The following is a 25,906-nucleotide window of genomic DNA, read 5'->3' as shown; positions in this document are numbered from 1 at the left end:
CAATTTTACTTACTAACAACTTATCAACTTCTCAACTAACATTCTTTCATCAACTCAGGGGATTGGCGGGATGACACCTGCTGGCCACTACAAACAAAACACGTTTAGATAACCATTAACGCCCGCAGATGCCAGGCATTAATACAAACAACTTTTTGGAGAAGTCGTCGATGAATAAATTACAAGATACTGGCCTGTTGGTAGCACGCATTCTGATGCCGATTCTGTTTATTGTGGCCGGTTACGGCAAAATGGGTGATGCCTATGCGGGAACTCAACAATACATGCAAGCAATGGGTGTCCCTGGTTTCTTCCTGCCACTGACAATTTTGTTAGAGTTTGGCGGCGGTCTGGCTATTTTGTTTGGTTTCCTGACCCGTACCACGGCACTGTTTACAGCGGGTTTCACCATTTTAACTGCATTGATCTTCCACACTAACTTTGCGGAAGGTGTTAACCAACTGATGTTCATGAAAAACTTGACCATCGCCGGTGGGTTCATCGTACTGGCTGTTGCTGGCCCTGGTGCTTTCAGTATCGATCGCTTGTTGGGTAAGAAGTGGTAATCAGCAGGCAGCGAAGATAACCAGCCAATAAAGACTAGAGTTAATAGTGACTAGAGTTAATAGTGACTAGAGTTAATCAAGACGATAGTTAAGATTACAGTTAATACGCCCTATCAATTGGTAGGGCGTGTTTATTTAGGGGGATAGTATGGGGCAACTCGTTGACGGCAAGTGGAAAGATATCTGGTATGACACGAAGTCTACCGGTGGTCACTTCAAACGCAGTACTTCGCAGTTCCGTAATTGGGTCACCGATGATGGTCAAGCGGGTCCACAAGGTAAAGCCGGTTTTAAAGCCGAGGCAAACCGTTATCACTTATATGTTTCTCTTGCTTGCCCGTGGGCGCACCGTACTTTGCTGATGCGCACATTGAAAGGCTTAGAATCGCTGATTTCCGTTTCTGTCGTACACCCATTAATGCTGGAGAATGGTTGGACTTTCGCTCGCGACTTCCCAGCCGCGACTGGTGATGAGCTCTATCAGCTAGACTATCTCTACCAGCTCTACCTACGCGCTGACCCTGATTATACTGGGCGAGTGACAGTGCCGGTATTGTGGGACAAACAACAGCAAACTGTCGTCAGTAATGAGTCAGCTGACATCATTCGTATGTTCAATAGTGCCTTTGATGATGTGGGTGCAATAGCGGGTGATTACTACCCTGCGGCTTTGCGCAGTGATATCGATGATATCAATAGTTGGGTTTACGATCAGGTCAATAACGGGGTATATAAGGCAGGATTTGCGACGACTCAATCTGCCTATGATGAAGCCGTAGCCACCTTGTTCGATGCCTTAGATAGGCTAGAGCAGATATTGGCAAAACATCGCTATTTGACGGGCAATACTCTCACTGAAGCAGATTTACGCTTATGGACCACACTGGTTCGTTTTGATCCGGTTTATGTCACACATTTCAAATGTGATAAACGCCGCATCAGCGATTACCCGAATCTTTATGGTTTCCTGCGCGAGATCTATCAAATGCCGGGGATTGCCGAAACCGTGGATTTCGCCCATATCCGCAATCACTATTACCGCAGCCACGGCACTATCAATCCGTTTGGGATTATCTCCATCGGCCCGCAGCAAGATTTGCTAGCAGCCCATGGCAGAGATAAAATTTTCGCTTGATGCGTACACGCAAAAGCGCCGCAAACGTCGTCATACTGAGCACGGCACAAAATCTTAGTATGACGACGCGAAACGGCTTATCCCCGCCCCAAAAGCTTAGGGATCTCTCTCAAACACCAGGATTTAGCCTCGCCCATACTGTCGCGGCGCCACGCCATAATAATATCGGCCTCACGGCTATATTCAGGCCCGACAACGCGTAAGCGACCTTCTTCGATATCTTTTTCGACCATCTCATAAGGCATGGTTGCGACGCCCAAGCCGGCTAATAGCGCTCGCCGCTTGTCTTCTATGGTACTGACGGTTAATCGCTGCTGCTTATCAAGCAATTGCACCGTTAACACCGGCCGTTCACGGGCGGTATCGGCGACAGCCACACCACGGTATTTCACTCGCGTCAGTTCTGACAGCGGCTCTGGTTCCAGATGGATGGGATGGTCTGGGCTGGCAACATAAACGCTGGTCACTTTGTACAATTTACGGCTGTTTATTTCTGAAGAGGCGCGAAAATGCATGTCTGGTGCGATGACGATATCTGCTCGCCCCTGCTCTAACCGCTCCCATGCCCCAGCCAAGACTTCGGTAAAGATAGAGACTTGCGTATTGGCTTTGAGCGCCAATTTGTCCACCAGCGGGAACAATTTCCACGCGGGAGATAACGCCTCACTGACAATAGTAATGTGAGTTTCCCAGCCACGGGCCAATGCCTCGGCATCGGTCGTGAGTTTGTCTGCCGCTTCCAACAGTACACGCCCACGATCAAGTAACATGCGCCCAACATTGGTAAATTTAGTGCGATGGCCAGAACGGTCAAATAACACGACATCCAGCTCTTCTTCGAGCTTTTGCATGGTGTAGCTCAATGCTGAAGGCACACGCCCTAGCTCGTCGGCTGCCGCTGCAAAACTGCCACGACGATCAATGGCATCCATCACTCTCAATGCTTCTAACGTTAGCGCCCGATCTTTGCCCATTATTATCTCAGTCAGGAAATTTGAACATAGCGACCAGATTAACTGGCTAACAATCCGGCGTCCAGACGCTTACCATCTGTTTACTGATTAATATCTACAAATTGTCCCCAAAATCACTGACGTTGCAGATAAACGAGAGAATCCCGATGAGCTGACACAAGTCAGTGATTCGGGTGAGTGAGTGCAGGCAACACACCTGCAACTTGAAAGATGAAGGGTATAAGGAGCAATCACTGTCATGATCACATGCAGAACAGCAAAACAATGCGGGCAGGCTGACTTTGGTTGGCTCCAAGCCCGATATACTTTTTCTTTTGGCCATTATTTTGATCCAAAACTACTCGGTTATGCTTCGCTGCGCGTTTTGAATCAGGAAGTGCTCGCACCCGGTGCTTCATTCCAACCTCGGACTTATCCTCGAGTGGATATCCTCAACCTGATTTTACAGGGCGAAGCAGAGTATAGAGATAGTTTGGGCCACCATGTCCGGGGCAAAAAGGGCGATGTGCTGCTTTTCTCGACGCAACCGGGTGTCAGCTACAGCGAGCATAACTTGAGTGCCGACCAACCTTTAACTCGCATTCAGTTATGGCTCAATGCCTGCCCTGATCAGGAGAGTCAAACGGCTCAGCAACTGTCATTATGCACGCAGCCATTACGACTACTGGCCTCCCCTGACGGCGAGCAAGGTAGCCTCAAGCTGCGCCAGCAAGTTTGGATTCATCATCTGGATTTAGCGGCTGGGGAACAATATACGATTAATCTTCACGGCCCTAGAGCTTACCTGCAATCCATCCATGGAACCGTTGCGGTAGAAGGACCACAAGTCAATGAGCCTCAACGCCTAACCTGTGGTGATGGCGCTTTTGTACAAGAAGAACAACATTTGGTGATTAAAGCAGAAACACCCTTGCGAGCACTGCTCATTGATTTGCCAGAGTAATACGGTTACCGCTTGAATCGACTTAAATGCCACAGCACCGTGGCATTTAAGTGATTGTGATGATTTAGGCTTTCAGTGATGCCATATCAATGACGAAACGGTATTTTACATCGCTTTTCACCATGCGCTCGTAAGCCTCATTTATATCTTGAATGTTGATCATTTCAATATCTGAAACGATGCCGTGTTTAGCGCAGAAATCCAGCATTTCCTGTGTTTCAGCAATGCCACCGATGCACGAACCTGCCACCGAACGCCGCGCCAGAATGAGTGGCATGGTATTTAGCATCGGGCTGAGATCCCCTAAATACCCCACCAACACCAGTGTCCCATCAACTTTTAATGTCGGGATGTAGGGCATGAGATCGTGCACATAAGGTACGGTATCAATAATTAGATCGAACTGCCCTTTAGCCGCCGTCATTTGCGCGTCTTCAGTGGATAACACAATGTGATGAGCCCCTAAGCGGCGGGCATCAGCCTCTTTGCTGGCAGAACGCGTAAAAAGAGTCACTTCAGCACCCAGCGCATTCGCCAGCTTTAATGCCATATGACCCAATCCGCCCAGCCCCACAACCGCCACTTTGCTGCCTTTGCCAATGTTCCAATGACGCAGCGGTGACCAAGTAGTGATACCGGCACACAAAAGCGGTGCAGCCGCTTTCAGATCCAAGCCTACAGGCATTTTCAGCACAAAATCTTCAGAGGCAACAATCGCTTGTGAGTAACCACCGAAAGTCGGTGTATGGTCATGGCGGTCAATACCATTGTAGGTTTGGATGTTACCGACTTCACAATACTGCTCTAAGCCCGCCTGACAGGGTTGGCATTCTCGACAGGAATCGACCATACAGCCAATGCCGGCAAAATCACCCACTTTGAATTTCGTCACCTCTTTGCCAATAGCCGTTACACGCCCAATCACTTCATGGCCTGGCACCAGAGGATAGGTGCTGAACCCCCAATCATTATGTGCCTGATGTAGATCAGAATGGCAAACGCCGCAATAAAGTACCTCCATCACTACATCATCGGGGCGTGGATCTCGACGGGTAAATTCTAACGGTGCGAGTGGGACTTGTGCTGATTTAGCGGCATAGCCGAGTACTTTCATTGTCATGGGATATCTCCAGTATTTTGAGTACGGTCAATTTCGATGCAATAAGCAGCCGAGTTATTTCCGGTACTGCTCATCACTGACTTTTTCCATCCACTCAACAGGGCTGCCATTGAGGGATTCGGCGATAGCGATGTGCGTCATGGCAGTATTGGGTGTCGCACCATGCCAATGTTTAACCCCTTCTGGGATCCAAACAATATCGCCCTGATTCATCTCTTTGATCTCATTGCCCCATTCCTGAATCCAGCCGCGCCCTTGCGTAATCATTAGAGTTTGGCCCAACGGATGCGTATGCCAAGCCGTGCGAGCACCAGGCTCAAATGTCACGACCGCGCCCCCGACACGAGCAGGAGAGGTTGCCTGAAAAGGTGCATCGATACGAACTTGGCCGGTGAAGTAGTTCTCAGAGCCGGGCTGGGAAGGTTGGGAACCACTTGGGATAATTTTCACCTTGTCCTCCACGTCGGCGAAAGCCGCCGGACTTAATATGGACAAGATAACTGTAGACGCTGTGGAGAATTTCATCGTTATTCCTTCGTTAAGATTTGACGCGACATTGTTCAAAATAGTGATAACGGTAGAAAAGGCACACCTGACCGTACCCCGCTCAAATAAGGTGAGGCATATATCAGAGCAATGGTGGTAATAGAGAAGGTAGCAAATATCTTAGTGGCGGATTAGCGGGTTAAATATGGATGCTTCTATGAGTATGGCTCATGAGTTAAGTTATACTCTTTAAAGTTCATCCTAAACAAGAATAGGAATGCGGATGTTAAAAGAGAATTTCAACGATTTAATCTCATTCCTGATGGTGGCAAGAGAACGTAGTTTTACCAAAGCAGCGGCAAAGTTGGGAGTATCACAATCTGCATTAAGCCATGCCATCCGTGGATTGGAGGAGCGCCTTGAACTTCGTCTGTTGACCCGAACCACTCGCAGTGTTGCGCCAACAGAAGCTGGGGAAAGGCTAGCAAATAGCCTTGGGCCGCGTTTTGCTGACATTGAGCGTGAACTGGATGCGCTTAGTGAAATGCGCGCACGACCGGCGGGAAATATTCGCATTAACGCCGGAGAGCATGCGGTCGATTCAGTTCTGTGGCCAGTACTGAAAACATTCCTCGCTAACTACCCTGACATCAATGTTGAAATCACCGTCGATAACAGCTTGACCGATATTGTCGCTGAGCGTTTTGATGCTGGCATTCGTTTAGGTGAGCAAGTGGCGAAAGACATGATTGCGGTACAAATTGGACCACAAATGAGTATGGCTGTTGTCGGTTCACCCGCTTATTTGGCTAAATATGGCATCCCTACCACGCCAACTGAATTACAAAGTCATCGTTGTATTAATATGCGTCTGCCCACCATGGGGGGACTTTATGCTTGGGAGTTCGAAAAAGAAGGACGCCAGATAAAAGTACGTGTTGATGGCCAATTGACCTTTAATAGTTTGCGCCAGCGTATTGATGCCGCTGCAATAGGCTTTGGTTTGGCATGTGTACCGGAAGATTCAGTCAAAACCGAGATCGCCAATGGTGACTTAGTCAGAGTATTAGAAACCTGGTGCGAACCCTTTCCAGGCTACTATCTTTACTACCCGAGCCGCAGGCAGCATACCACCGCCTTTTCACTACTGGTTGAGGCATTACGCTATCAATGTTAGTTGCAAAAACACTGTTGCAAATATCGTACGATGGTGAATTTAACGCTCACTTTGGCTGAAGGAATATAAAATTAGCTATTTCCCCAGACTATATCTTCAGAAAGAAGTACATCTAATTAATGGTATTTTTTAATTCACCCCGCCAGTCCGTATTTATACGTAGATAACGAGTAATTATACGAATTTACTCTTCATTTCAATATTACTAATCTTACCCAACCCTAAACGGGCTCAAATTTATACGTTATTTAGTGGATGCAGCAGATATCCATCTCATCAAGATCGCCTATAAATAAATATGTAAGGAACACATATCATGATTCGCAACTGTACTATTGCTATCGCCACCGGATTACTCATCGCCTCTTCAGCGCCAGCCCTTGCTGATCAAATAGATCAAGAGGGCTATTATGGTTCAATTAAACTTTTGAGAACGTTCCAAGAAGCGAAGAACATGGATACGAGTAGTCGTCCAGGTATTGGTTCATTTGTTTCGGGCCAAGATAGCGATAATTTTTATAATGGTGCGATTGCGGCCGGTTATCAATTTGGTAATGGCTGGCGTACTGAGGGTGAATACACCTTCAAGAATAAATCCACTTATACCAGTGGTTCGACTAACTTCCCGACAAGCTTTAATCATCAAAATATTAATTCCGAGCGGCTGATGTTAAACGCATATCGTGATATCGCATTGAGCTATGGCTTCGCTCTATATGGCACATTGGGTATTGGTGTTGCCAAAATCAGCTCTGATGGCTGGCAAGGTAACCCGGCACGACAATATGCGAGTAGCACGCAAAATAATCTCACCTATGCCATCGGCGCGGGCGTGAGCTATTCACCGATTGAGTCACTTATTCTTGACTTGGGTTATCGCTATGTTGACATGGGGAATGTTCAAAGCGGATTCAATCAATTTGCTAACGCCAGATCATTACAAGATGAACAAATGAAAGCCCATTTGGTTTCTAGTGAGTTCTTATTTGGTGCCCGTTATCTGTTTTAAATCCTCGCCCTCCTCATCTGAGGGGGGAGTATTCGTATCTCTGCGGCGGGAACGTATAAGGAAGAATGTGCTTATTTTTTTAAAATATTTTACATATAAAACCACAATATTATACCGATAATGATATAAAATATGTCTTCTTAAGATAATATTGCAGGGAAGAATTTATGGTATTTTGGGGACGTATTTGTCTGGCAACATTAGTGTCAGCAGCATTTGGTTTCACATTTCATGTCTTATATGGAAGAGGGTGGGCTGTAGAGTACATGGATGCTGCAACTAAAGCAGGCAGAATGGATGGTCTTTTGCAGGAGCCTTATCCTGTTTATATTGTAGTTATAGCTGCTTTAACTGCTTTAATCCCGACGCTGGGTAAAGTGTTTATTTGGTTATTTATTCGAGAGAAACTACCTGGAAAAAATCTTCTAATCAAAGGAATATGGTTTACTGTAATAATGATGATCGCTGACAGCGATTTGCTGCGTCAGGGTATTATGAATCTCCTTATAGGGATGCCTATAGATGTATGGTTTGTATACAGTGCTGAGCAGTGGATTATAGTACCCACTATGTGTTTTCTAATTGTTGCGCTATGTCCGAAGAATAAGGTTTGACGGTGAAAAGTTAGGACTTTACCCCTTTCCGATCCCATACCCCTTACCGCGCTTCGAGAAGCGGTACAATGGGTTTAAGTATCTGTCTGTTCTTCTAGAATTTCAGGGCGTAAGCCCTGAATCAATAAGAATATAATCCCCCTGACTATAAGATGTTGCAGGAGTTTGGTCTTTGTTGGTATGGCCCTTTTAGTGTGCGCGCTTAGCCAGATGTGTGCACTGCGAAGACCATTTTACGAATTTGGCGTTATAAACGGAGTCATCGTCACTGACGAACGAGATTTCACCCTCTTTCACACCTTCCTTCAACGTACCCAGCAAATCAGCCTGCACTGTCCGCGCTTCAAACTCTTTGCCTTTTTCATCGAACGCTTTGTAGCAACCGACAAATCCGGTTAATTCAATTGGCTGTTCCATTTTGCTGTACACAACAACCTTAAACGTCTTTTCGTAATTCGGCTGCCCTTCAATCGTCACCGTACCTTCCGAGGAAGGAATAGCCTGGATGATCAGTTTATTATGTAAATCTTCCGCCGCTACGGATGAAAATGAGAGTAGTACAAGCGAAGATAGAAGAACCGTGCATACCTTTTTCATTGAAAATATCCTTTATGAACAGAGTGTGATTTATTCCGTAACCAAATTACGGGAAAATACTTAAACCCAGCCCCAATGAATATTATCTAATACCTTTTGCATTCGTCATTTGCTAACACAGGTACTAAGCAGATCAGTAGAGTAATATTTACTGACAATGGCTCTTTTTCAAATATCAAGAACTATGCAGAACGGGTCCACCCTATTTTTATTTAAGGTAGCTAGAGGTAGAAAATACCGTTGCGGCGGAACGTATAAGGAAGAGTACAAAAGTTGGTGTATCCCATCATGTATCCCACTTAACGTGAAATGCAGACGGGACACACCAACTCATTGTTTTTAAAGAGGAGTGGAGTTGACCGGTAAGCCGGGTTCTGTCGTGGACAGTCATTCCTCTAGGCCAGCAATCGCTCACTGGCTCAAGCAGCCTACCCGGGTTCAGTACGGGCCGTACCATGCGAACCCCTATTTGGCCTTGCTCCGGGTGGAGTTTACCTTGCCACGAACTGTTGCCAGCCGCGCGGTGCGCTCTTACCGCACCCTTTCACCCTTACCTGATCCCACTTACGCGGGCCATCGGCGGTTTGCTCTCTGTTGCACTTGTCGTAGGCTTGCGCCTCCCAGGCGTTACCTGGCACCCTGCCCTATGGAGCCCGGACTTTCCTCCCCTTCACCTGTCTCCCCCGAAAGGGACGGCAGCGAAGCGGCGACTGTCTAGTCAACTCCGCGGCGGATTATAATGACATTACGGTTAAATGTCATCTTCCGCTTGCCCTTGGCCACCATTTTGTAGTTCAAGTGCATACTTATAGAGCGCATTCTTTTTCACGCCGTGAATTTCAGCCGCCAAAGCAGCGGCTTTTTTTAATGGCAGCTCTTTTTGCAACAGTGTCAGAGTGCGTAATGCGGCAGCCGGAAGCGCGTCATCGGTTTGGACTTTATGGCCCTCGACAATCAACACCATCTCACCACGGCGGCGAGTTTCTTCCTCCTGAACCCAAGCTAGCAACTCACCAACCGGCGCACCGTGGATAGACTCCCACGTTTTGGTCAGCTCTCTAGCCAGTACCACATAGCGTTGTGGGCCAAGTACAGTTACCATGTCCTGTAAACTTTCCAACAAGCGATGCGTTGATTCATAGAAGATCAGTGTTCGAGGTTCCTCAATCAACGCTTGCAGAGTATCCTTACGGCCTTTAGTTTTCGCAGGCAGGAAGCCTTCGTAGCAAAAACGATCTGAGGCAAGACCGGCGGCAGATAATGCTGTAATAGCCGCACAAGCGCCCGGTAATGGTACAACTCTGATGCCAGCTTCACGGCAACGGCGCACTAAATGGTAGCCCGGATCGTTAATCAATGGCGTTCCTGCATCTGAAACCAGCGCAATACTCTGGCCCTCTTGCAGTTTCGCCAGTAATTGATCGGCTTTTTGTTGTTCGTTATGGTCATGAAGTGCAAATAGGCGGGCGTTGATCGCGAAATGTTGTAACAGCAACCCTGTATGACGTGTATCTTCTGCCGCAATCAAATCAACGCTTTTCAGTACCTCTAACGCCCGGTGGGTGATATCCCCTAAATTACCGATAGGGGTAGGTACCACATAAAGCGTAGATGCAGAAATTACTGCTCGATCGTGTTGATTCATTGTTTCATCCGAATTACCGATTTAATATTGAGCATCTTGAAAAAAACATCACTGGATACAGTATGCTTTCCTCAACATTCGTTCGTTCCAAAGCAGGGCTATTCCCTGTTGTTCTCGCTGCACTGATACTGGCTGCCTGTTCAGGCAGGGCACCACAGACGCCACCACCAGCAAATATACAGGACGAAGCAAGCGCTAACGCCGATTATTATTTGCAGCAGCTGCAACAAAGCAATGATGATAACAAGGCTGACTGGCAATTACTCGCCATTCGTGCCCTGTTACGTGAAGGGAAAATCCCTCAAGCAGCAGAGCAACTCGGCACACTACCGGCTAATCTGAGCGATACGCAACGTCAGGAACAGCAATTGCTGACCGCAGAATTGTTAGTCGCGCAGAAAAATAACCCTGCCGCCGCGGATATTCTTGGCAAATTAGATGCGACTCAACTTTCGCCAAACCAACAGGTTCGCTTTTATCAGGCTCAGATTTCCGCCAATCAAGGCAGAGCTACGCTGCCATTGATTCGGGCATTTATCGCTCAAGAGCCGTTGCTAACAGATAAAGCCCATCAAGATAATATCGATAGCACTTGGCAATCGCTAGCGCAGCTCACACCACAAGAATTGAACAACATTGTGATTAATGCTGATGAAAACGTGCTGCAAGGCTGGTTGGACTTAACGCATGTGTATCAGGACAATAAGCAAGATCCTGAGTTGCTGAAGGCGGCCATTAAAGACTGGCAAAACCGCTATCCGCAAAACCCAGCGGCGAAAAGTTTGCCGACGGGGTTAACTCAGATAAGTAATTTTAGCCAAGCCTCCACCGCGAAAATTGCATTGTTATTGCCGTTGAGTGGCCCAGCACAGGTATTCGCTGATGCTATCCAGCAAGGGTTTACTGCCGCGCAAAATGGTTTACCGGTTGCCGCTTCTGCGCCAGTAACGCCTGATGTAACAGAAGGTGCGCCAACAGATGTGGCAGCAGCGCCAGTTGATACCGCTCCCATCGCAGCACCCGCTCCCGTCGCTCAGCCCGTTGCCACAAGCAATGCGCAGGTAAAAGTCTACGACACCACCACGCAACCCGTTGCCGCATTACTGGCACAAGCTCAGCAAGATGGCGCAACACTGGTTGTTGGCCCCCTGCTCAAACCTGAAGTTGAACAACTGAGCGCAACTCCAAGCACACTGAATATTCTGGCTTTGAACCAGCCAGAGGTCAGCACCAACAGCCCGAATATCTGCTACTTCGCCTTGTCGCCAGAAGATGAAGCTCGTGATGCCGCGCATCATCTGTGGAGTCAGGAAAAAAGAATGCCGCTGTTGCTAACGCCACGTGGCGCTTTCGGTGATCGTATTGCGAAAGCCTTCGCAGAAGAGTGGCAGAAACAGGGTGGGCAGACTGTCTTACAGCAGAACTTCGGTTCAACCGCTGAGTTGAAACAAGCCATCAACAGTGGCGCCGGTATCCGTCTGACTGGGCAGCCTGTCGCAGTGTCGAATGCGCCTGCCGCTGCACCGGCTTCAGTCACCATTGCAGGATTGACCATTCCAGCACCACCTGTCGACGCACCAGTCGTCTCTACGTCCGTTGGGGGCAACATTGACGCGGTATATATCATCGCAACACCGGCTGAATTGACGTTGATTAAGCCCATGATTGATATGGCCACCAGCTCACGGAGCAAACCTGCTCTGTTTGCCAGTTCACGTAGCTATCAGGCAGGTGCCGGCCCAGATTACCGTTTAGAAATGGAAGGCATTCAGTTTAGTGATATTCCATTGATGGCAGGGTCAAATCCCGCGTTGATGCAACAAGCTGCGGCTAAATATGCTAACGACTATTCACTCGTACGTTTGTATGCGATGGGGATTGATGCATGGACATTGTCGAACCATTTTGCTGAAATGCGACAGATTCCGGGCTTCCAAGTCAGCGGCACTACCGGCGATTTAACCGCATCCGCAGATTGTGTTATCACCCGTAAATTGCCTTGGTTACAATATCGTCAGGGCATGGTGGTACCAGCCGCATAATAAATGTCGATTCACTCTCCCAACGACGGGGGAGTGAATATCACTAACCCCCTCGAGTACGCAGGGGATAAGGATAGCCAATGAGTCAACGGATGACTGGCGCATACTACGAACAACAAGCCCGCCGCCACCTTGAACAGGCGGGTTTAATTTTTCAAGCGGCCAATGTCACCTATCAAAGTGGTGAGATTGACCTTATCATGCGCGATGGGCCAACCTGGGTTTTTGTCGAGGTTCGCTTTCGGCGCAATGCCCTATTTGGTGGTGCCGCTGCCAGCGTCACCTACCGCAAGCAACAACGGTTACTCCGAGCCGCCGCCGTTTGGTTGGCCCAGCGAAGTGCCAGTTTTGCCACGACACCGTGCCGTTTTGATGTTTTTGCTATCACTGGTAGTCAGATAGAATGGCTGCCTAACGCCTTCAATGCGGATTGATGACTTTCACCGGTTCTTTTTCCGGTTTTTACCTAACAAGTGAGTTAAATCAACGTGCTGGACAGAATTAAAGGCTGTTTTACCGAAAGTATTCAAACCCAGATTGCCGCGGCTGAAGCATTGCCTGATGCCATTTCTCGCGCCGCAATGACATTGGTTCAGTCACTGCTTAATGGCAATAAAATTCTCTGCTGCGGTAATGGGACGTCTGCGGCTAACGCGCAACACTTTGCTGCCAGCATGATAAATCGCTTCGAAACAGAACGGCCAAGCCTACCGGCGATTGCTTTGAATGCTGATAATGTTGTTCTGACTGCCATAACTAACGATCGCTTGCATGATGAAGTTTATGCCAAGCAAGTACGAGCACTCGGTCATGCTGGTGACGTTTTACTCGCAATTTCCACTCGCGGTAATAGCCGTGATATTGTGAAAGCGGTCGAAGCCGCAGTCACGCGCGATATGACCATTGTCGCCCTTACCGGTTACGATGGCGGTGAATTAGCGGGTTTGTTGGGTCAGCAGGATGTTGAAATCCGCATCCCTTCACACCGCGGCGCGCGCGTTCAAGAATTACACATGCTCACAGTGAATTGTTTATGTGATCTAATTGATAACACTCTATTTCCTCATCAGGACGATTAAAGGAGCACGAATGAAGGTTGGTTATATTTTTGCCATGCTACTCAGCGCCCTGCTATTGCAAGGCTGTGTCGGTGCCGTGGTTGTCGGCAGCGCAGCTGTTGCAACGAAAACAGTGACAGACCCACGTTCTGTCGGTACTCAGGTAGACGATGGCACGCTAGAGGCCAGAGTCGTCAACGCGCTGAGCAAAGATCAGCAGATAAAAAGCCAGACACGTTTTGTGGTGACCGCTTATCAAGGGAAAGTATTGCTGACTGGGCAAACACCAACCGCAGAACTGTCTAATCGCGCCAAACAGATTGCCGCAGGTGTCGATGGTGCAACCGAAGTGTATAACGAGATGCGCATAGGTAAACCCGTTGATCTGGGTACCGCGTCAATGGATACGTGGATCACCACCAAAGTCCGTTCACAATTGTTGACCGCCGACTCGGTAAAATCATCAAATGTGAAAGTGACGACTGAAAATAGCGAAGTCTTCCTTTTGGGTTTGGTCACTCAGCAGGAAGCGCAATCAGCCGCGCAAATTGCTAGCCAAGTGAGTGGCGTTAAACACGTCACCACCGCGTTCACCATCGTTAAATAATACTGTTACGTCATACGATTACGGGCTTAGCGCAATCTAAGCCCGTTTTTTATGTTTTCAATCTAATGAGCTTTCCTGCAAAAACTCCTTCCCACCTAACTGGCGCATTTGGCGCAAAATCCATTGTTGACGAGAATGCACATAGCCAGAGGGAGCATTCGCCTTAAAGCGCAGCGGGTTGGGCAATACCGCAGCCAATAATGCCGCTTCTGACGCACTCAATTTACTCGCCGGTTTTTTGAAGAAGTGTTGCGCTGCTGCTTCCACACCAAAAATTCCCTCGCCAAATTCGGCGATATTGAGGTAAACCGTCAGAATACGACGCTTAGTCCAAACCAGCTCAATACCGGCGGTCAGCCCTACTTCCAGCCCTTTACGTACCCAGCTACGACCATCCCAAAGAAACAGATTTTTTGCCGTTTGCTGCGATAGCGTGGATGCGCCACGGATACGATTTTGATTACGCTGATTATGGGTCAGTGCCGACTCGATAGCATCAACATCAAACCCCCAGTGTTCTGGAAACTTTTGGTCTTCAGCCGCCATGACGGCCAGTGCCATGTAAGGGGATATTTCATCCATGGGTACCCAGTCAGAATGCGCAACATAGGAAAAATCACCGGTTAACCATGCACCCAACTGCCTTTCAATCATTACCATAGAAAAAGGAACCGGCAGGAAAGCAAAAATCAAAATACCCGCCAGCCACAGCGCAACGATGCCAATAACGCCTCGTTTGACCCAATACCAAAGCCGATTCAGTAAGCGCCGAGGTGAAATCATTCGGTTAAATCCAGCACCTTTGTCACCAATTTATCAATCCCTTTTGCAGCGTCAGAAATTGACTCGGCTAACATATAAGCGGGCGTGGTCACCACTTTGTTATCGATATCAATCACCACATCCTCAACCGGGCAAACGACATGCTCTCCCCCCATAATCTCAATGGCATCAATAGTATCGGGATCGTTACCAATCGTCAGACGGATAGGTTTACCCAATAGTTTTGGCAACATCACAGGAGAAATACACATAAATCCAATTGGTTTACCTGACTTATGCATTGATTGAACTAATTTAGCTAAATCCGGATCGATGGCACATTCAGAACCTTTAATAGCGAAATCGCTGAGGTTCTTCGCAGCCCCAAAACCACCGGGAACAATTAAGGCGTCTAATTGCGTAGAATCGGCAGAGGAAAGTGGCGCAACCTGCCCCCGAGCGATACGCGCAGATTCCACCAAGACATTGCGCTGCTCAGCCATTTCTTCACCGGTAACATGATTAATAACATGCAGTTGTGGCTTATCAGGGGCGAAGCACAAAACGCGTGCGCCAGCGCGATCCAGCGCTAACAGGGTTAGGACAGATTCATGAATTTCCGCGCCATCGAAAACGCCACATCCACTTAGGACAACTCCAACTGTTTTCATCAACCTCTCCTTTTTTTATGCTGTCAATCGCTTAACCCGTTCTCGTCACAAAGACGAATCTCTATCACAAATTTTAATGAATCTTGTAACAAGAGCGCTTACATTTGCTATGTTGTTGCTTGTATGATGTATGGAAGAATCCTTACAACCTGCGAATCCATTCGAAATCGAAATATTAGGCTCTGAATAATTCAAGTTGCAAGAAGATGGCAACTGAGTGAATCCCAAATACTGACATCAGTTAGTCAACTGGGGTGAACGAAGTCTCCAACGAATGTGCAACTTGCACTATGACGGGTATCGCAGGTTAACGATTTCCCTGGTGTTGGCGCAGAATTCGCGCACCCCGGCCTCGGTCGGGGTTATTTTTTTTCAGCTTCCGCTGCCCACTCACGTAATACCTGTACATCATTGCGCCATTCTGATTTTAATTCATCAACCCAATCTTGCACATTATCCCACCATGCTGGCAGTGTTGGGGTTTGAATTTGTTGCGCTAATTGTTGGATATGACGTAGGCCAACAGAACCAGCTGCCCCTTTGATTTTATGCGCTTCTTCGGTAATCCCCTTCTGATCCCGTGCTGTCATGTTGGAATCCAACACCGCTAAATATCCCGGCATCATTTGTTCAAACATTTCCAAACTTTGATGAATCAATTGTGGGCCGACCAAATCGATGTATTGTTCCAACATCGCAGTATCAAGTAACGATTCATGGGTTTGCATCAATTTATGTTCCTGTTTTTTGGCTGAAGAAGAAGGCTTATGATCCCAAAATTGCTTAATCATGGCCGTAAGTGCAGGCACCGACAATGGCTTACTCAGCACGTCATCCATTCCGGCGTCTAAATACTCTTTTTTGTCTTTGAGGACGTTGGCGGTCAACGCCACCAATGGCGGCAGTGACTGCGAGTCAAATTGCGAACGAATTTGTCGGGCAATATCTAACCCACTCATATCCGGTAACTGAATATCTAGTAGCACCAAATCAAAATTATCTGGCTGGAACATGGCCAATGCATCGTGGCCATTCATCGCGACCTCAACGCTATTGCCGAGTTTTTCCAATACCGAACGCGCGACAATGACGTTCAGCTCAATATCTTCCACCAGCAAGACATGAAGTGCAGGCAATGGCATGTCATCGGCTGTTGGTGCCTGAGTGGTTTGCTGGACCGCCGGCGCTTTAATGGTCAGAGTAAAACATGAACCCGATCCTTTGGCACTTTTGACCGTGATATCGCCTCCCATGCTCTGCGCCAGTCGTTTAGACACAGCCAAACCAATACCTGTACCTGTTGCTGGACGACCGCCATTGCTGTCTTTCACCTGATAATACATGGCAAAAATTTTATCCTGTTCGTCTTCAGGGATCCCCATACCGGAGTCTTCCACTTCAAACGTCAGTTGGTCACTTCCCTCACGCCGTACCCGCACCACAACTTCACCTTGCTGAGTAAATTTCACCGCATTGCCAATAAGATTCCACAGAATTTGACGTAATCGCGTGCCGTCAGTGATGATCTTCTCTGGCAGTGGCAATTGTGGCTCCATCGTAAACTTCAGCCCTTTTGGCTGTACCAGCAAACCGGTGAGGTTCTCCAGATCCGCCATAAAACCGGTAAAATCAATGGGCTGATTATCCAGTTGAACTTTCCGGCGCTCGAGTTTATCCATCTCAATGATATCATTAAAAATATTACCGAGAGTGATGGCACTCACGTGAATGGTTTTCAGGTATTTCAGTTGCTCGCTGTCTAATTCTGTATCGAGCAAGATACGGCTCAGGCCCACTATGCCATTAAGCGGCGTGCGCAGCTCATGGCTGATGGTTGAGATAAACGTGGTCTTATCCCTACTGGCATTCTCTAACGCATCCTGATAGCGCTTACGCTCCGTAATATCGCGACCAAAGCCCATTAGGCCATGGCGTTTGCCAACACGATCGTAAAACGGCACTTTACGCAGCTCAAAACAGGCTTTTCGTCCATCGGGATAGACTAACCACTGCTCGTAGGTGAGAGAAACGTTGTGACGGAAGACTTTTTCATCGGTTTCCATGACTTTTTCTGCGATGTCAGGTGCATAGACATCTTTTGGCGTCAGCCCGACCAACTGTTTCTCACTTTTGCCCGTTAACAGCTCCATCGCCCGATTACAGCCGGAGAACTCATTGTCTTCGTTTCGGTAATAAACCAAGTCTGGGGAAGCATCGAGGAATGAACGTAGTAAAGCGGACTGCTGCCCGAGCTCAACCTGAGCTTGTTCACGGTGGCCCATCTCTTCTTTGAGCTTATCAACCACCTGTAAATGGGCTTTTTCCGCTTTTTCGCGTTCGACAATTTCCTGATTGAGCTGAGCAATGTTTTCGGTCAACTGTTTGTTCAGTTCTAAATCGCGGTAGCGCATCACTTCGAGCTTATCCACCAAGCGCGATAATCGTTGACGCGACTCTTCCAATTGCTCGACGACCACTGACAGGAAGTACACCGCCCAAGGTGTTATCAATAAGCCAAAGAAGATGGATCGCACCAGATCGAGGGTTTCCACTGACCCTCTCAGCGCAAAGGTCACTGCCATTTGTACCACCATGGCGAGCAGGACCAGCACCGATGCTAATAGCAACGAGAAGCGAATCAGCCCCAATTTCACCATTAAATCAACATAATACTGGGCCAATACCCTGATTTGCTTCATAAGAACCTCTGTCAGTGTTTCTGGGTCTCGCCATATTCTATTAGCGTTGCAAGTGATCCGATTTTGCGAAGATTCGGGTGTGCGAGTGCCGCTAACGCCCCTGTGGCTTCAAGAACGAGGGGGAAATAAATCATACCGTAAAATTAGCAATAGATAAGACAGCTTCCTCAGAAGTGTGGAAAAGACTGCAAATCCCAGTGAGATAGGAAGAAATGAGCAGATTTTTGCCGTTTCGTCGCCGCTTACAGCGCTGACGCTTGCCCACCATAAGCCAGCATATACTGATTCAACTCATTCATGCCGACCCAGCGATTTGCGCACCATAATGGGGCTAACAGCGTGGGTCTACGGGCACTGGCGGAAATTCGGTGATAAACAATGTCGGCTGGCGTGTGGCGAATCATTTCACCGGCGGTCTGCACGTATTCCTCTAATGCTAGCTCTGGCAAGCGCCCTGCTCGCCAAGCTTTCGCCATGGTACTGCCCTCGACAATATGCAGCGGGTGTAATTTCAATCCATCTACCCCTGTTGCCACCACTTTCTCCAGCGTTTCCATCCCTTGCGCCTGATCCTCGCCGGGCAGGCCAACGATCAAATGGCAGCAGACTTTCAAGCCACGAGCACGTGCTCGGCGCGCGGTCTGCTGATAACAGGCAAAATCATGACCACGATTAATGCGTTTAAGGGTTTTATCGTTTGCAGTTTGTAACCCTAGCTCGAGCCAAACCTCATAGCCCTGCTGATGATAGCCACTGAGCAAATCTAGCACGGCATCCGGTACGCAATCGGGCCGCGTTCCCACACATAAACCGACAATGTCAGCCTCAGCCAACGCTTGCTCATACATGGCCGCTAACGCATTCACCTCTGCATAAGTACTGGTATAAGCCTGAAAGTAAGCGAGGTAACGTTTTGCCCGATTGGTTTTTTTCGCTTGTGCCGCTAACTGCTGGGCAATACTTTGTTGCTGCATTTGCTCATCGGAAAATGAGGCAACCTGACAAAAGGTGCAACCCCCACGGCCAAGGGTTCCATCACGATTAGGGCAGCTAAACCCCCCGTGCAACGTGAGTTTATGCACTTTTTCACCATAGCGGCGCTGTAAATCCGCACCAAACATATTGACTAATTGCTGCAACTGCATAATCTTGGCACTGCCTGTCTGAAAAGAGCCCAAGGTTACCCGCCAACGATGTTGCGTGCGATGACAGAGATCAACTCCCAAGCCCTTGGGTGCAGCCGCGCATAACCATTCATTATAAATGCAAATAAAATCACTTGACCGATGATTAAATTTTCTTATTTCCACAAACCTATTAGCGCTTCTATTACAATTCAGTGAAAAACAGTGTTAAACGCCAATAAATATATCATTGCCAGCATATAACTCTAACATCCCCGCCAGCACTAGCATGGTGCAGAGATTTGTCGATTGCACTATAGTGAGACAGCTCACAATTCCGCGTCCACCACATGTGGCATCTCGAAGGCAAAAAACACCAATAAAATCATATTTTTCATAATGATAAATCCCTTTTACACCTTAAAGATATATCTTAAGCCTATATTTGACCTGAGTATTCTTTCTCGCTAAGTTGGAGGTCCGCTGGAAGCTTTCTAGACGGGCAAACGTCTAGTCATAATTATGCAGTAATTTAAGACTCCCTCTTAAGACAAGTCTTTTACCACTTGTGAGAACCGTCACAAGAGGCCATTGGCGGAGGGCGGAAAAGCAGATTTGCCGCGAAATACGCGCCTGTCAGCCCAACCGTCAACTGCAAAAATGTCCTTCTGGAGTCGGTTTGTGAGAGTCTCTCAGAGCCTGGGGAGGTTCACTGATATGTTGTACGATAAATCCCAAGAGAGGGACAACTGTGGTTTCGGCCTAATCGCCCACATAGAAGGCGAACCTAGCCATAAGGTCGTGCGTACCGCTATACACGCACTGGCTCGCATGCAACACCGTGGCGCGATTCTTGCTGATGGCAAGACCGGCGACGGTTGTGGTCTGCTTTTACAAAAACCGGATCGCTTTTTCCGGATGGTCGCTGAAGAACGCGGATGGCGTTTGGCCAAAAACTATGCCGTCGGCATGATGTTCCTCAGTCAGGACGAAGAACTCGCCAAGGCAAGCCGCCGCATTGTTGAAGAAGAATTGCAAAACGAAACGCTGTCGATTATCGGCTGGCGCGAAGTGCCGACCAACCCGGATGTTCTCGGTGAAATTGCTCTCTCCTCCCTGCCTCGGATCGAACAAATTTTTGTGAACGCCCCTGCTGGTTGGCGTCCACGTGATATGGAACGCCGCCTATTTGTGGCGCGTCGCCGTATCGAAAAGCGTATTTCAGGTGATAAAGATTTCTACGTTTGTAGTTTCTCTAACCTAGTGACGATCTATAAAGGCTTATGTATGCCTGCGGATCTACCACGCTTTTATCTTGATTTGGCTGACCTGCGTCTTGAATCGGCTATTTGCCTGTTCCATCAACGCTTTTCAACCAACACCGTGCCGCGCTGGCCTTTGGCTCAGCCATTCCGCTATTTGGCCCATAACGGCGAAATCAATACCATCGCCGGTAACCGTCAATGGGCGCGAGCACGTGCTTACAAATTCAAAACGCCATTAATCCCTGATTTGCAGGATGCCGCGCCTTTCGTCAATGAAACCGGTTCAGACTCCAGTTCGCTGGATAACATGCTAGAACTGTTCCTCAGTGGCGGTATGGATTTGATTCGTGCCATGCGTTTGTTAGTGCCACCAGCCTGGCAGAACAACCCTGATATGGACACCGATCTGCGTGCCTTCTTTGACTTCAACTCCATGCATATGGAGCCATGGGATGGTCCGGCTGGCATCGTGATGTCAGATGGTCGTTATGCGGCCTGTAACCTTGACCGTAATGGCTTGCGCCCTGCGCGCTACGTTATCACCAAAGACAAACTGATCACTTGCGCCTCTGAAGTCGGTATTTGGGATTACCAGCCCGATGAAGTGATTGAAAAAGGCCGCGTCGGCCCCGGTGAACTGATGGTGATCGATACCCGTAGCGGTAAGATCCTGCACTCCGCCGAAACCGATAACGATCTAAAAAGCCGCCACCCTTATAAAGAGTGGATGGAGAAGAACGTTAAGCGCTTGGTACCATTCGAAGATCTGCCAGAAGATCAGGTGGGTAGCCGTCAGTTAGATGATTCGACGCTGGAAACCTACCAGAAGCAGTTTGGTTACAGTAATGAAGAGTTGGATCAAGTCATCCGTGTGCTGGGTGAAATTGGTCAAGAAGCCACAGGTTCAATGGGTGATGATACGCCATTTGCTGTGCTCTCCAGCGGCCCGCGCATTATTTACGATTACTTCCGCCAGCAGTTCGCGCAGGTCACCAACCCGCCGATCGATCCGCTGCGTGAAGCGCACGTCATGTCACTGGCAACCAGTATTGGCCGTGAAATGAATGTGTTCAGCGAAGCCGAAGGTCAGGCGCACCGTCTGAGCTTTAAATCGCCAATTTTACTGTTCTCCGATTTCCAACAGCTCACCACATTGGAAGGGGAACATTACCGCGCTGATCGGTTGGATCTGACCTTTGATCCGACTGAAACTGATTTAGAACGAGCAGTACTTGCGTTGTGCGAAGAGGCAGAGCGCAAAGTTCGAGATGGTGCCGTCATGTTGGTGCTGTCAGATCGCGCCATTGCAGCGAATCGTCTGCCGGTTCCAGCGCCAATGGCGGTGGGTGCGGTTCAGACACGTCTGGTGGAAAAAAACCTGCGCTGCGACGCTAACATTATTGTTGAAACCGCCAGCGCACGTGATCCACACCACTTCGCTGTGCTGCTCGGTTTTGGTGCGACTGCGATTTACCCTTATTTGGCATATGAATCATTGGCTAAATTGGTTGATACCCAAGCTATTGATAAAAAGTATCGCGATGTGATGCTTAACTATCGTAACGGGATCAACAAAGGCCTGTACAAAATCATGTCCAAAATGGGCATCTCGACCATCGCCTCATACCGCTGTGCCAAGCTGTTTGAAGCTGTGGGCCTGCATCGTGACCTAACTAATCTCTGCTTCCAAGGCGTCGTGAGCCGTATTGGCGGGGCCAGTTTCAGCGATTTCCAACAGGATTTGCAGAATCTGTCCAAGCGCGCTTGGCTGAAGCGTAAGCCATTGGATCAGGGCGGTTTACTGAAATTTGTCCACAACGGCGAATACCATGCGTATAACCCAGATGTGGTCAGCACTCTACAAACTGCGGTTCACAGCGGTGAATACAGCGATTATCAGGCTTATGCCAAGTTGGTCAATGAGCGGCCTGTTGCGACGCTGCGCGATCTCTTGGCGATTAAACCGCAAGGCACGCCGATCCCCGTTGATCAGGTTGAGCCTGCTGAATCATTGTTTACCCGCTTTGATACTGCCGCCATGTCTATCGGCGCACTCAGCCCGGAAGCTCACGAATCACTCGCTATCGCCATGAATAGCCTCGGTGGATTCTCAAACTCCGGTGAAGGGGGCGAAGATCCTGCTCGCTACGGCACCAATAAGGTTTCTCGTATTAAGCAGGTGGCTTCTGGTCGTTTTGGTGTCACGCCAGCGTATTTGGTGAATGCTGATGTTATTCAGATCAAAGTAGCCCAAGGCGCGAAACCGGGTGAAGGTGGTCAATTACCGGGTGATAAAGTCACCCCGTATATCGCCAAACTGCGTTATTCCGTTCCGGGTGTGACATTGATCTCCCCGCCACCGCATCATGATATTTACTCAATCGAGGATTTAGCTCAGCTAATTTTCGACTTGAAACAGGTCAATCCGAAAGCCATGATTTCGGTGAAACTGGTGTCTGAACCGGGTGTCGGTACCATCGCGACCGGTGTGGCGAAAGCCTACGCCGACCTGATTACCATTGCCGGCTATGATGGTGGTACGGGTGCGAGTCCACTGTCGTCGGTCAAATATGCCGGTTGTCCGTGGGAGCTAGGGCTGGTGGAAACACAGCAAGCGCTGGTTGCCAACGGCTTGCGCCATAAAATCCGTCTGCAAGTGGATGGCGGCCTGAAAACCGGCGTTGATATCGTTAAGGCCGCGATTTTAGGAGCTGAAAGTTTTGGCTTCGGTACTGGGCCAATGGTCGCGTTAGGTTGTAAATACCTGCGTATTTGTCACCTGAATAACTGTGCAACCGGTGTTGCTACTCAGGATGAAAAACTGCGTCGTGATCACTACCACGGCTTGCCTGAACGCGTAGTGAATTACTTCCAGTTTATCGCGCGGGAAACGCGGGAAATCATGGCTGAGCTAGGTGTTCGTCAACTGGTTGATTTAATTGGTCGTACCGACATGTTGCTGGAGCTCGATGGTATCTCAGCCAAGCAGAACAAGTTGGATCTGTCGCCAATGCTGAAAACCGCAACGCCACATCCGGGCAAAGCTCTGCATTGTACCGAAAGTAACCCGCCGTTTGATAAAGGGTCACTGAACAAAGCGTTGCTATCGCAAGCCGAGCCCTATGTCGAAGCAAAACAAAGTAAAACGTTCTATTTTGATATCCGTAACACAGACCGTTCTGTTGGCGCATCATTGTCAGGTGCGATTGCCACTCAACACGGCGATCAAGGTATGGCAACGGACCCTATCAAAGCTTATTTCTCCGGTACAGCCGGTCAAAGTTTTGGGGTTTGGAATGCCGGTGGCGTTGAGCTGACCTTAACGGGCGATGCCAACGACTATGTGGGTAAAGGCATGGCCGGTGGTCGCATTGCGGTGCGCCCTCCTGTCGGTTCTAACTTCCGTAGCCACGAAGCCAGCATTATCGGTAACACCTGCTTATATGGTGCCACAGGCGGCAAATTGTTCGCCGCTGGTCGTGCCGGTGAGCGTTTCGCCGTACGTAACTCCGGTGCGATCACCGTGGTGGAAGGTATCGGCGATAACGGTTGTGAATATATGACGGGTGGGATTGTTTGCGTACTGGGCCGCACTGGAATTAACTTCGGTGCCGGTATGACCGGTGGTTTCGCTTACGTTCTTGATGAAGACGGTGAATTCCGTAAACGTGTTAACCCTGAGCTGGTAGAAGTGCTGGATGTCGACCAATTGGCCATCCATGAAGAGCATCTGCGTGGGCTGATCACTGAACATGTTCAGTTGACAAGTTCTAGCCGTGGCGAAGAGATTCTGGCTAACTGGCCAGAATGGGTGACCAAGTTTGCTTTGGTTAAACCGAAATCCAGCGATGTGAAAGCACTGTTGGGCCACCGTAGCCGTTCCGCAGCTGAGCTGCGGGTTCAAGCGCAGTAAGGGGTTGAGATGAGTCAGAATGTTTATCAGTTTATCGACCTTCAGCGCGTTGATCCGCCGAAAAAGCCGCTAAAGATCCGTAAAATTGAATTTGTTGAGATTTACGAGCCATTCTCGGAAACACAGGCCAAAGCACAGGCAGACCGCTGTTTGTCTTGTGGTAACCCGTACTGTGAGTGGAAATGTCCGGTGCATAACTACATCCCTAACTGGCTGAAACTGGCCAACGAAGGGCGGATTATGGAAGCGGCAGATTTGGCTCACCAGACCAACAGTTTGCCTGAAGTCTGTGGTCGGGTATGCCCGCAAGACCGTTTGTGCGAAGGGTCCTGTACCCTGAATGACGAGTTTGGTGCGGTGACTATCGGTAACATCGAGCGTTATATCAGTGATAAAGCCATCGAAATGGGCTGGAAGCCGGATATGTCTCATGTTCACCCAACCGGTAAACGTGTCGCGGTGATTGGCGCTGGCCCCGCAGGGCTCGCCTGTGCTGACGTCCTAGCGCGTAACGGCGTACAAGCTGTGGTATTTGACCGCCATCCAGAGATTGGGGGGCTACTGACCTTCGGTATCCCAGCCTTTAAGCTGGAAAAAGAAGTGATGGTTAAGCGCCGCAAGATTTTCACTGAGATGGGTATCGAGTTCCAGCTGAATATCGAAGTGGGCAGAGATATCACGCTTGATACCCTGCTGAAGGAATATGATGCCGTATTCCTAGGGGTGGGGACTTATCAATCCATGCGTGGTGGTCTGGAAAACGAAGATGCATCCGGTGTCTATGATGCACTGCCATTCCTGATTGCCAATACCAAACAGTTGATGGGTTACGAAGCGGCCCCTCACGAGCCTTACATCAATATGGAAGGTAAGCGTGTCGTGGTACTGGGTGGTGGTGATACCGCGATGGACTGTGTGCGTTCTTCTATCCGCCAAGGTGCAACGGATGTGGTTTGTGCCTACCGTCGTGATGAAGCCAATATGCCAGGCTCCAAGCGGGAAGTGAAAAACGCCCGTGAAGAAGGGGTTGAATTTAAGTTCAACCTGCAGCCATTGAGCATTGAAGTGAACAGCAATGGTAAAGTGTGCGGTGTAAAAATGGTGCGTACACAACTGGGCGTACCGGATGCACAGGGCCGCAGCATGGCTGAGCAAATCCCAGGCTCAGAACATGTGTTGCCCGCAGATGCCGTCATTATGGCATTTGGTTTCCGCCCACACAGCATGGAGTGGCTGGCTGCTCATGACGTGGCGCTGGATAAACAAGGCCGTGTCGTTGCCCCTGAAGGCACCGATAATGCTTTCCAGACCAGTAATCCGAAGATCTTTGCCGGTGGCGATATTGTCCGTGGTTCTGACTTGGTCGTGACAGCGATTGCTGAAGGCCGTAAAGCCGCTGATGGCATCATGAATTATCTGGAAGTCTGACACTAACAACACTGCGATATCTAAGGGCTGGTAACTGGTTTACTAGCCCTTTTATTTGCTACATTCCACCG

Annotated in this window: 21 protein-coding genes and 1 other RNA gene; 12 read left to right on the top strand and 10 right to left on the bottom strand. The window is 48.8% G+C overall.

Annotated features, from left to right (window positions below):
• Window positions 1–170: 170 nt before the first annotated feature.
• Both DA391_RS02305 and DA391_RS02300 read left to right on the top strand, forming a co-directional pair.
• Window positions 171–566 carry a DoxX family protein gene (locus DA391_RS02305; protein WP_019212471.1) on the top strand — a complete coding sequence of 132 codons (396 nt, stop codon included), beginning with the start codon at window positions 171–173 and terminating at the stop codon, window positions 564–566.
• A gap of 148 nt (window positions 567–714) precedes the next feature.
• Complete coding sequence (locus DA391_RS02300) at window positions 715–1,701, top strand: glutathione S-transferase family protein (protein ID WP_108087303.1); 987 nt, start codon at window positions 715–717, stop codon at window positions 1,699–1,701.
• A 77-nt stretch (window positions 1,702–1,778) separates the two neighbouring features.
• Here the strand turns inward: DA391_RS02300 and DA391_RS02295 are convergent, their stop codons facing one another.
• On the bottom strand, window positions 1,779–2,675 hold the full coding sequence (locus DA391_RS02295; RefSeq protein WP_019212469.1) for a LysR family transcriptional regulator: 897 nt from the start codon (window positions 2,673–2,675) through the stop codon (window positions 1,779–1,781).
• A 238-nt stretch (window positions 2,676–2,913) separates the two neighbouring features.
• Here DA391_RS02295 and DA391_RS02290 point away from each other — a divergent pair, with 238 nt between their 5' ends.
• Window positions 2,914–3,618: a pirin family protein gene (locus DA391_RS02290; RefSeq protein WP_049609917.1), complete on the top strand. Its 705-nt coding sequence runs from the start codon at window positions 2,914–2,916 to the stop codon at window positions 3,616–3,618.
• A gap of 64 nt (window positions 3,619–3,682) precedes the next feature.
• Here the strand turns inward: DA391_RS02290 and DA391_RS02285 are convergent, their stop codons facing one another.
• Window positions 3,683–4,738 (bottom strand): NAD(P)-dependent alcohol dehydrogenase, encoded by a 1,056-nt coding sequence (locus tag DA391_RS02285; RefSeq protein WP_108087302.1) that lies wholly within the window; start codon window positions 4,736–4,738, stop codon window positions 3,683–3,685.
• A 54-nt stretch (window positions 4,739–4,792) separates the two neighbouring features.
• Window positions 4,793–5,263, bottom strand: coding sequence for a (R)-mandelonitrile lyase (locus tag DA391_RS02280; RefSeq protein WP_230820148.1), 471 nt, complete (start codon window positions 5,261–5,263; stop codon window positions 4,793–4,795).
• Window positions 5,264–5,507: 244 nt separating this feature from the next.
• Between DA391_RS02280 and DA391_RS02275 the strand changes: the two genes are divergently transcribed.
• From DA391_RS02275 to DA391_RS02265, 3 genes are all read left to right on the top strand, one after another.
• Window positions 5,508–6,401, top strand: coding sequence for a LysR family transcriptional regulator (locus DA391_RS02275; RefSeq protein WP_098905000.1), 894 nt, complete (start codon window positions 5,508–5,510; stop codon window positions 6,399–6,401).
• Between the two features lie 316 nt (window positions 6,402–6,717).
• Window positions 6,718–7,410 (top strand): outer membrane protein, encoded by a 693-nt coding sequence (locus DA391_RS02270; RefSeq protein WP_108087301.1) that lies wholly within the window; start codon window positions 6,718–6,720, stop codon window positions 7,408–7,410.
• Between the two features lie 167 nt (window positions 7,411–7,577).
• Window positions 7,578–8,024 (top strand): hypothetical protein, encoded by a 447-nt coding sequence (locus DA391_RS02265; protein WP_050083169.1) that lies wholly within the window; start codon window positions 7,578–7,580, stop codon window positions 8,022–8,024.
• A 189-nt stretch (window positions 8,025–8,213) separates the two neighbouring features.
• Here the strand turns inward: DA391_RS02265 and DA391_RS02260 are convergent, their stop codons facing one another.
• The 3 genes from DA391_RS02260 to rsmI all read right to left on the bottom strand — a co-directional run bounded on the left by DA391_RS02260 (window position 8,214) and on the right by rsmI (window position 10,266).
• Entirely contained in the window at window positions 8,214–8,621 is a 408-nt protein-coding gene (locus DA391_RS02260; RefSeq protein WP_050083171.1) for a DUF4354 family protein, read from the bottom strand.
• Window positions 8,622–8,968: 347 nt separating this feature from the next.
• Window positions 8,969–9,347, bottom strand: an RNA gene (rnpB, locus tag DA391_RS02255) — RNase P RNA component class A.
• 25 nt (window positions 9,348–9,372) lie between these two features.
• Window positions 9,373–10,266, bottom strand: coding sequence for a 16S rRNA (cytidine(1402)-2'-O)-methyltransferase (gene rsmI / locus DA391_RS02250; RefSeq protein ID WP_050083173.1), 894 nt, complete (start codon window positions 10,264–10,266; stop codon window positions 9,373–9,375).
• 62 nt (window positions 10,267–10,328) lie between these two features.
• On the opposite strand from rsmI, the gene DA391_RS02245 reads away from it, so the two are divergent.
• The 4 genes from DA391_RS02245 to dolP all read left to right on the top strand — a co-directional run bounded on the left by DA391_RS02245 (window position 10,329) and on the right by dolP (window position 13,973).
• Entirely contained in the window at window positions 10,329–12,308 is a 1,980-nt protein-coding gene (locus DA391_RS02245) for a penicillin-binding protein activator (protein ID WP_057645348.1), read from the top strand.
• 80 nt (window positions 12,309–12,388) lie between these two features.
• The gene (locus tag DA391_RS02240; RefSeq protein WP_019212457.1) at window positions 12,389–12,742 is read left to right on the top strand and encodes a YraN family protein; all 354 of its coding nucleotides are present in this window, start codon (window positions 12,389–12,391) and stop codon (window positions 12,740–12,742) included.
• A gap of 54 nt (window positions 12,743–12,796) precedes the next feature.
• Window positions 12,797–13,387 carry a DnaA initiator-associating protein DiaA gene (diaA, locus tag DA391_RS02235; RefSeq protein WP_019212456.1) on the top strand — a complete coding sequence of 197 codons (591 nt, stop codon included), beginning with the start codon at window positions 12,797–12,799 and terminating at the stop codon, window positions 13,385–13,387.
• Window positions 13,388–13,397: 10 nt separating this feature from the next.
• Window positions 13,398–13,973, top strand: a complete 576-nt coding sequence (gene dolP, locus DA391_RS02230) for a division/outer membrane stress-associated lipid-binding lipoprotein (protein WP_019212455.1) — start codon at window positions 13,398–13,400, stop codon at window positions 13,971–13,973.
• Window positions 13,974–14,030: 57 nt separating this feature from the next.
• Here the strand turns inward: dolP and mtgA are convergent, their stop codons facing one another.
• The 4 genes from mtgA to DA391_RS02205 all read right to left on the bottom strand — a co-directional run bounded on the left by mtgA (window position 14,031) and on the right by DA391_RS02205 (window position 19,250).
• Window positions 14,031–14,756: a monofunctional biosynthetic peptidoglycan transglycosylase gene (gene mtgA, locus DA391_RS02225; protein WP_108087300.1), complete on the bottom strand. Its 726-nt coding sequence runs from the start codon at window positions 14,754–14,756 to the stop codon at window positions 14,031–14,033.
• Entirely contained in the window at window positions 14,753–15,406 is a 654-nt protein-coding gene (gene elbB / locus DA391_RS02220) for an isoprenoid biosynthesis glyoxalase ElbB (protein WP_050286886.1), read from the bottom strand. Before elbB ends, mtgA begins: the two co-directional genes overlap by 4 nt.
• A gap of 362 nt (window positions 15,407–15,768) precedes the next feature.
• Window positions 15,769–18,105, bottom strand: coding sequence for an aerobic respiration two-component sensor histidine kinase ArcB (gene arcB / locus DA391_RS02210; protein ID WP_050083179.1), 2,337 nt, complete (start codon window positions 18,103–18,105; stop codon window positions 15,769–15,771).
• Between the two features lie 242 nt (window positions 18,106–18,347).
• Window positions 18,348–19,250, bottom strand: a complete 903-nt coding sequence (locus tag DA391_RS02205; protein ID WP_050286884.1) for a TIGR01212 family radical SAM protein — start codon at window positions 19,248–19,250, stop codon at window positions 18,348–18,350.
• A gap of 696 nt (window positions 19,251–19,946) precedes the next feature.
• Here DA391_RS02205 and gltB point away from each other — a divergent pair.
• Window positions 19,947–24,407, top strand: coding sequence for a glutamate synthase large subunit (gene gltB / locus DA391_RS02200; RefSeq protein WP_050286883.1), 4,461 nt, complete (start codon window positions 19,947–19,949; stop codon window positions 24,405–24,407).
• 9 nt (window positions 24,408–24,416) lie between these two features.
• The gene (locus DA391_RS02195; protein ID WP_019212450.1) at window positions 24,417–25,835 is read left to right on the top strand and encodes a glutamate synthase small subunit; all 1,419 of its coding nucleotides are present in this window, start codon (window positions 24,417–24,419) and stop codon (window positions 25,833–25,835) included.
• Window positions 25,836–25,906 lie beyond the last annotated feature (71 nt).

This window comes from Yersinia massiliensis, assembly GCF_003048255.1.
In the GTDB taxonomy this organism is placed as follows: Bacteria; Pseudomonadota; Gammaproteobacteria; order Enterobacterales; family Enterobacteriaceae; genus Yersinia; species Yersinia massiliensis_A.
This window is presented reverse-complemented; position numbering and strand designations above follow the sequence as displayed.